The organism is Zemynaea arenosa, from assembly GCF_004614185.1.
GTDB classification, from domain to species: Bacteria; Pseudomonadota; Gammaproteobacteria; order Burkholderiales; family Burkholderiaceae_D; genus Telluria; species Telluria arenosa.
On sequence record NZ_SPVF01000028.1, the window covers coordinates 1 to 7734 of the forward strand.

The 7734-nt window shown below is 68.9% G+C and carries 8 protein-coding genes; 2 read left to right on the forward strand and 6 right to left on the reverse strand.

Features of this window, described 5'->3' with window-relative positions; all coding sequences use genetic code 11:
* Positions 1–83: 83 nt before the first annotated feature.
* The 6 genes from E4L96_RS01870 to ubiU all read right to left on the reverse strand — a co-directional run bounded on the left by E4L96_RS01870 (position 84) and on the right by ubiU (position 4660).
* Positions 84–1196: a transglutaminase-like domain-containing protein gene (locus E4L96_RS01870; RefSeq protein WP_135205544.1), complete on the reverse strand. Its 1113-nt coding sequence runs from the start codon at positions 1194–1196 to the stop codon at positions 84–86.
* A 29-nt stretch (positions 1197–1225) separates the two neighbouring features.
* Positions 1226–1837, reverse strand: a complete 612-nt coding sequence (locus tag E4L96_RS01875) for a TlpA family protein disulfide reductase (protein ID WP_135205545.1) — start codon at positions 1835–1837, stop codon at positions 1226–1228.
* 128 nt (positions 1838–1965) lie between these two features.
* Complete coding sequence (locus E4L96_RS01880; RefSeq protein ID WP_135205546.1) at positions 1966–2217, reverse strand: heavy-metal-associated domain-containing protein; 252 nt, start codon at positions 2215–2217, stop codon at positions 1966–1968.
* A 37-nt stretch (positions 2218–2254) separates the two neighbouring features.
* Entirely contained in the window at positions 2255–2728 is a 474-nt protein-coding gene (ubiT, locus tag E4L96_RS01885; RefSeq protein WP_135205547.1) for a ubiquinone anaerobic biosynthesis accessory factor UbiT, read from the reverse strand.
* 22 nt (positions 2729–2750) lie between these two features.
* Positions 2751–3638 carry a U32 family peptidase gene (locus tag E4L96_RS01890; protein ID WP_135205548.1) on the reverse strand — a complete coding sequence of 296 codons (888 nt, stop codon included), beginning with the start codon at positions 3636–3638 and terminating at the stop codon, positions 2751–2753.
* A gap of 8 nt (positions 3639–3646) precedes the next feature.
* Positions 3647–4660 (reverse strand): ubiquinone anaerobic biosynthesis protein UbiU, encoded by a 1014-nt coding sequence (gene ubiU / locus E4L96_RS01895; protein ID WP_135205549.1) that lies wholly within the window; start codon positions 4658–4660, stop codon positions 3647–3649.
* Positions 4661–4874: 214 nt separating this feature from the next.
* Here ubiU and ilvD point away from each other — a divergent pair, with 214 nt between their 5' ends.
* On the forward strand, positions 4875–6737 hold the full coding sequence (gene ilvD, locus E4L96_RS01900; RefSeq protein ID WP_135205550.1) for a dihydroxy-acid dehydratase: 1863 nt from the start codon (positions 4875–4877) through the stop codon (positions 6735–6737).
* Positions 6738–6836: 99 nt separating this feature from the next.
* Positions 6837–7734: cache domain-containing protein (locus tag E4L96_RS01905; RefSeq protein WP_181017569.1), on the forward strand; the 898-nt coding region annotated here is incomplete at its 3' end.

Below are 7734 nucleotides of genomic sequence, written 5' to 3' on the forward strand. Positions count from 1 at the left end.
GGGCAGGACCGGAGCGGCCCACGGCCCCCGGCTCGGGCAGCCCGGGAGCAACGGCCAGCGCGGGGCCTGCTGCGCCGGCGCCTTTAGATGGCGCGCGACTTGATGGTGTATTTGAAGTCATTCGGTTTCAGCGTATCGAGGGCTTCGCCGCCCGTCTGGCCCTGAGGATACATCAGGAACGGCAGTTTGCCGCCCACATAGCCCGGCAGGCGCACGTCATGCGCGAAGTTGTAGCCCATCCAGTTGCCTTCCCAGCCGCCGAACAGGCCCTTACGCACCGGCACCACGATCGGGTGGTCCGGGTCCTTGATCCACTCGGCGGTTTCCTGGCGCATCACCTTGCACACGTCCGCCGGGTCCATCGCGACCCAGCCGCGGCCTTTCAGATACACCTCGGCGCGGCAGTGCTGCGCGCCCTGCAGCGATTCCGGCTTGCCGCCCAGTTCCTTGTAGCCGAACGCCGAGGGCGCCAGGCGAATGCCGTACACATCGCGCGCCGGAATGCCCGCTGCGCGGCACAGGCCCACGAACAGGCCGTTCAGGTCGCCGCACTTGCCGCCCAGGTTGCCCGTCTCGAGCATCGCCTTGATGTCGCCCACGCCGCAGCCCGGCACCTTCGGTTCGCGGAAGGTATTGATCACGATCCAGTCGAAGATGCGCTGCACCTTCTCCACATCGGTGCGCGCGCCCGCCACGATCTGCAGCGCGGTCTTTTTGACGATGCCGTCGGTCGGCAGCAGGTCGGTGGGAGCCAGCCACTGCGCCGTCTCTTCCGCAGCCAGGCGGTGGGCCGGCTTGGTCCAGTCCACGGCGCGGTCGCGCGTCTGCACGCGCGAGACCACTTCCAGCACCGGCGGCACGCTGCCGTCAAACTCGGCCACCACGAATTTGGCGCCATATTTGCCATCCGAGCCGATGCGCGCGGAGGTCTGGTTGCCGCTCCAGCTGCTGGTCCCGCTGCGCTGCCAGTCGGTGTCCACGGTCGGCAACGGCACCCACACGGTGGACGGGCCCGTGGCCTTCAGCTCCACGCGGGTGATGACGTCGAAGCTCTTCCACTCGCCCGGCTGGGGCTGGAAGCGGCGCTCTTCGGCGGCGCGCGCCAGGGCCAGGCTCGGGAAGGTGCTGACCAGCAGCGCGGCCGGAGCGGCTTGCAGCAGGGCGCGGCGGGTCGGATTCGGATTGTTCTTGTTCATGGCTGTCTCGTCAGGTGGAGGAAAGGAAATCAGTGCGGGGCCGCTTCGGCCGTCAGTGTGGCCAGCGCCGTGGTGAAGGCCGGGCCGGCCGCGTCCAGCGGGCCGCTCAAGCGCCAGCGGGCACGGCCGCTGCGGTCGATCAGGATGGTGGCCGGCAGCACCACGCCGCCAAAGCGCTTGAAGGCTTCGCCGTCGCGGTCGCGCAGGACCGGGTAGGGAGCGGGGTGGGCGGCGGTGAATTCGGCCAGGGTGGCGGCGGCGTCCTTGTAGTTCACGGACAGGACCACGGTGCTGTCCTTGGCGCCTTCCGCGGCCAGGGCATTCAGGTGCGGCAGCTCGGCCACGCAGGACTCGCACCAGGTGGCCCAGAAATGCAGCAGCACGACCTTGCCGCGCAACTCGTCGAGCTGCCAGGTGTGGCCGGTGAGGTCGGTCAGGCCGAGGGCGGGCGTGGGGCGCTTGGCCGGCCACGCCTCCATGCGCTCCAGGGCGCGGGCAGGCGCGGCGGCCAGCACGGCCAGCGCGAGACACGCACTGGCGAGCAGCAGGAATGTGACGCGGCGCGTCGCGGGGGCGTGCGCGCTGCGGACAGTGTGGCGCGCGCCGGAGGAGGGCGCACTGTGGAGTAGGGTGATGGTCATGGCCGGAACGTCATGCCAAGCTGCCAACGTGCTCCAAGCGGCCGTCGGGAGGGCATCCTTTGTTCGAACCGGCAATCTTACCGCTCAACCCCCGGCATGACAAGTTCCGGCCTGCGCCGGGGCGTACCTCAGTGGCCGCCGCAGCCGCCGCAGCAGCCGCCATTGGAATGGCCACGGCCGCGTTCCGCGTAGCCCGCGCGGGCGGCCATGCCGGAGATGGCGGCCACGGAAATCGTGTCTTCGTCGTAGCTGACCTGGACTTCCGTGCTGCCCGGCGCGGTCTCGATGCCGCGCACACCGGGCAGCGCGCACAGCACGCGGGTGATGCGCTCGATGTCGTCGAAGGCGAGCGGGGTCGAAAGTTGAAGTGCGTGCTGCATGATGGCTCCTTGTGTCATCGGGTGAGTGTCTTGATGTTTACTTGGCGGGGCGCGGCCGCAGGCGCTGCCAGACGCGCCCGGGCGCCAGCTGCGCCGGGTCGAACGGCGGCACATCCAGTGCGTCCAGCAGGTTCTTGATGCGCAGGCCCAGCTCCGTGTCGCCTTCCATGACCAGGCGGCGGCTGAAGAACAGCGTGTCCGGGTCTTCCTTGCGCGCGGCCAGCAGGGCCAGGTCGTTGAGGGTCGCGCTGATCGAGAGGTGCGCGTCCTGCCCCGGCGGCAGGGCCGCGAAGGCGTGCCCGCGCCAGTGGAAGTCGAAGCAGATGCCTGCATCGGCCACGCGCAGGCGCAGGCGGCGCGCGGCCAGCGCGGCGCGCGTGTCCGCATCGAGGTGCTTGGCCAGCAGGGTGTTCAAGGCACCGCTGAACAGCCACGATCCGGGCTGCGCGGGCAGCAGCGCGAGCACGCGCCCGATTGGGGCGGGCAGGCGGCGGGGAGGGGAGGTTTGCATGCTTGTCTTTCGTATGGGCCGCTCACGCGGCGCAGTATTCGAGGCCCGGCTTGCCGTGCCAGTAGCCGTTACAGGCGCCGGCGGGCATCAGTGGGGCGAGGCGGTCGCGCGCTGCGCGGCCTGTCACGCTGCCATGCAGGACGCCGTGCACGGTGCGCACTACATCCGCCATGTGGCTGGCTTGGGGGCTGAGGCGTACCGCGGCGACGCCCAGCGCGCGCAGCGCATCCATCTCTTCCACCAGGCTGTAGACCAGTGCGGACTGGGTCTGGATGCCGTTCAGGACCAGGAAGGGCTGGCGCTCCTGCGTTTCCATCAGCAGCCCGTCCGGGTAGTCGATGCAGCTGAAGCGGCAGTCGTCCTTGGGCAGGTTGCGGTGGCGCGCGGTGAAGCAGCGGGCCGAGAACGCGAGCGGCATGCGGCCGTACGCGAACACCTCGGTCTCGGGGCAGGTGCGGGTGTCGGCGAGCAGCGCCTGCAGGCTCGCCGAGGACATCTCGAGTGGCATCACCCAGCGCACCGCTCCGGCGCGCGCCAGCAGCTCAAGCGAGGGTGCGCTGTACACGTTGAGGTGTGGCCCGGCGACGAAGGGGCGCCCGCCCATGCAGTTGACCGCGCCCATGTCGTTGGCTTCCACCAGGTAGCGCTCATTGCCCGCCACCTTGCGCATGGTCGCCACGTCCGAACCGGATTCGATCAGCACCTGCGTGGACAGCACCACCTGCTTGCCCGCCTGCTCCAGCTGCGCGGCCACCGCGAGCCAGTCGGCCAGGCGCAGCTCGTGGCGGCGCGAGCACACTGCCTCGCCGAGATGGACGATGTCCACCGGTGTGGCGGCCATCTCTTCGTAGAACGCGAACACCTGGTCGCGCGGCCAGTAGTACTGCAGGGGGCCGAGGGAGATCTTCATTGTGTCTTTCATTTCCACGGACGGTTGTAGGCGCCCAGCGTGTGCTGCTGGCCTTCCGCCACCTTGTCCAGTGCACCCATCCACGCGGGCTGCACGGTGTAGCGCTCGCGCGCGGCCAGGCAGCTGTCGATGGCGTCGCGCCACACCCTGGTCACCTGCGCCACGTAGGCGGGGCTGCGCTGGCGGCCTTCGATCTTGATGGCGCGCGCGCCCAGGTCCATCAGCTGCGGCAGGATCGACAGGGTATTCAGCGAGGTCGGTTCTTCGATGGCGTAGTAGGTGTCGCCGCAGACGTCGAAGCGGCCCTTGCACAGGGTCGGGTAGCCCGCCTGCTCGCCGTCGGCGTAGCGGTCGATCAGCACTTCGTTCAGGCGCGACTCCAGGCCCTTGGGCGTCTGTTCCCAGCGCACGGCTTTCGCGGGCGAGCACACGCCGTGGGTGTTGGGCGAGTCGCCGGTGGCGTAGGACGACAGCTGGCAGCGGCCCTCCACCATCACGCACAGGCTGCCGAAGCCGAACACCTCCAGCTCCACCGGCGTGTGCCCGGCCAGCTGCTCCACCTGCGTGAGCGAGAGTACCCGCGGCAGCACCGCGCGCGCGATGCCGAAGTGGCGGTGGTAGAAGTTGATGGCCTCGAAGTTGGTGGCCGAGCCCTGGACCGACAGGTGCAGGCGCAGCTCGGGATGGGTGCGGGCGGCGTACTCCATCAGCCCCGTGTCGGCCAGGATCACCGCATCGATGCCGCTGCTGGCGGCGCGGTCGACGGCGCGCTGCCACAACTGCCAGTTGCCGGGCTGCGGGTAGGTGTTCAAGGCCAGGAACACCTTGCGCTTGCGGTCGTGCGCGTAGCGGATGCCTTCCGCGATCGCCTCTTCGCTGAAGTTCAGGCCCGCGAAGTTGCGGGCGTTGGTCGCATCCTTGAAGCCGAGGTAGACGCAGTCGGCGCCATGGTCGATCGCGGCCTTCAAGGCGGGCAGGCTGCCGGCGGGGCAGACCAGTTCAAACGGGGACGTGGAGGGCATGCAGGCGTCGTGAGTCTTGGTGTGGCCGAGACTCTACTGCCGCTGCTGTGCGCCAGCCTTAAACTGGATGAAGGATTCCACCGAATGGCCTATGATGGAACGCTCGCCGCAGCTTTTCTGTGATATCCCTGGCATATCACAGGGCCGCAAATCGCATATTTGACGAATCACAACCGCCACGGCACCCTAGCGTTTTGCATTCAGGAGTTCCGCCATGCCCACCTACCGTTCCCGCACTACCACCCAGGGCCGCAACATGGCCGGGGCCCGCGCCCTGTGGCGCGCCACAGGCATGAAGGATGGCGACTTCGAAAAGCCGATCATCGCGGTGGTCAATTCGTTCACCCAGTTCGTGCCCGGCCACGTGCACCTCAAGGACCTCGGCCAGCTGGTGGCGCGCGAGATCGAGGCCTCCGGTGGCGTGGCCAAGGAATTCAACACCATCGCGGTCGATGACGGCATCGCCATGGGCCACGGCGGCATGCTGTATTCGCTGCCCTCGCGCGACCTGATCGCGGACTCGGTGGAGTACATGGTCAACGCCCACTGCGCGGACGCCATGGTCTGCATCTCCAACTGCGACAAGATCACCCCAGGCATGCTGATGGCCGCCATGCGGCTCAACATCCCTGCCGTCTTCGTGTCCGGCGGGCCGATGGAAGCGGGCAAGGTGCTCAAGGTGGTCAACAACGACCAGAAAATCATCAAGCTCGATCTGATCGACGCCATGATCAAGGCCGGCGACGCGACCGTGTCCGACGCCGACGTGGCCGAAGTCGAGCGCTCCGCCTGCCCGACCTGCGGCTCCTGCTCCGGCATGTTCACCGCCAATTCGATGAACTGTTTGACCGAGGCGCTCGGCCTGTCCCTGCCCGGTAACGGCACCATCGTGGCCACCCACGCGGACCGCAAGGAGCTGTTTCTGCGCGCCGGCCGCTTGATCGTCGACCTGGCCAAGCGCTACTACGAACAGGACGACGCCTCCATCCTCCCGCGCAGCATCGCCACCAAGGCGGCTTTCGAGAACGCGATGGCGCTGGACGTTTCCATGGGCGGCTCCACCAACACCGTGCTGCACCTGCTGGCCGCCGCGCACGAGGCGCAGGTCGAGTTCACGATGGCGGACATCGACCGCATCTCGCGCCAGGTGCCCTGCCTGTGCAAGGTCGCGCCGATGACGGACAAGTACCACATCGAGGACGTGCACCGCGCGGGCGGCATCGTCTCCATCCTCGGCGAACTGGCGCGCGCCGGGCTGCTGGACACCACCCAGGCCACGGTCCACAGCCGCACCATGGCCGAGGCCATCGAGAAGTACGACATCCGCCGCAGCGACGACCCGGCCGTGCACCAGCTGTTCCGGGCCGCGCCGGGCGGGGTGCCGACCCAGGTCGCGTTCTCGCAAGCGGAACGCTACGCCGACAACGATATCGACCGCACCACCGGCTGCATCCGTGACCGCGCGCACGCCTACTCGCAAGACGGCGGGCTGGCGGTCCTGTACGGGAACATCGCCGAAAAGGGCTGCATCGTGAAGACCGCGGGCGTGGACGAGAGCATCCTGAAATTCAGCGGCAAGGCGCGCGTGTTCGAATCCCAGGACGCGGCGGTCGAGGCCATCCTCGGCGACACGGTGCAGGCGGGCGACGTCGTGATCATCCGCTACGAAGGGCCGAAGGGCGGGCCGGGCATGCAGGAGATGCTGTACCCGACCTCGTACATCAAGTCCAAGGGGCTGGGCAAGGCCTGCGCGCTGTTCACGGACGGGCGCTTCTCGGGCGGCTCGTCGGGCCTCGTGATCGGGCACGCGTCGCCGGAGGCGGCGGAGGGCGGCGCGATCGGGCTGGTGGAAGAGGGCGACATGATCGACATCGATATCCCAGCGCGCACCATCAACCTGCGCGTGTCGGCCGAGGAGCTGGCGCACCGGCGCGCGAAGATGGAAGACCGCGGGCGCGGCGCGTGGAAGCCGGTGAACCGCGAGCGCTACGTGTCCCAGGCGCTGCAGGCCTACGCGGCCCTGACCACCTCCGCCGACCGCGGCGCCGTGCGCGACCTGGCGCAGCTGCACCGCTGACGCGCTGTGAGAAGGATTGAAAGGCGCTGTCAATACGCGCCTGTCGTGCTTCCTTGCGATAACGGTTAGGCTATACTCGCCGGGTCTCGCAAGGAAGCCATGCCGGTCCAATCCCGTTTATTCAGACTTGTCCTCGTCACGTGCCTGCTCGGCGTGGCCGCCGCCGCATTGGCGGCGTGGTTCGTGTACGACCGCCAGAGCCGCGCCACGGAGCAGAGTCTCGCGCAGTCGGCGCAGGCGGTGGCGCAGCTGGTGGACAATGAGCTGGCCGGTTATGCCGAGACCCTGCGCGTGCTGTCCGGGACCGCCTCCCTGCAGCGCAACGATCTCGCCACCTTCTACGTCTCGGCCCGGAACGCGGCGGCCGCTCCCGATTCCACCGTGGTGCTGCTGCGGCCCGACGGCGAGCAGGTGATCAACACGCGCCGCCCGCTCGGCGCGCCGCTGCCGTCCGTGAACGTCGCCCTGCGCGACCTGCGCCTCGCCTCCAGGGCCGACGCCGTCATCGTCAGCAACCTGTTCACCTCCCAGCTGACCCACAAGCCGGAATTCGCGGTGCAGGTGCCCGTGGTCCGCGAGGGGCGGATCGCGTATTACCTGAACCGCGGCCTGCCGGCAGCCTCGCTGGGCCGCTTGCTGAAGGCCCAGGGCTTCCCAGCCGCCTGGCGCCTCGCCGTGGTCGACCGCGATGGCCGGGTCGTGGCCCGCTCCTCCGGCCAGGAATCCTACGTCGGCAAGCTGGCGTCCGACGCACTGCGCAGCCGGATGCGCACCGAGACCTTCGGCACCAACGACGGCACCACGCTTGATGGCATCCCGGTGCGGGCCTTCTTCCGCCGCGCCCCGTGGTCCAACTGGACCGTGATCCTGAGCGTGCCGGTGGCCGAGCTGCGCGCCCCGGCGCGCGAGGCCGCGCTACTGCTGGCGGGGCTGATCGCGCTGCTGCTGGGCGGGGCACTGCTGGCCGCCCGCCACGTCGCGCGCCAGATTGCGGCGC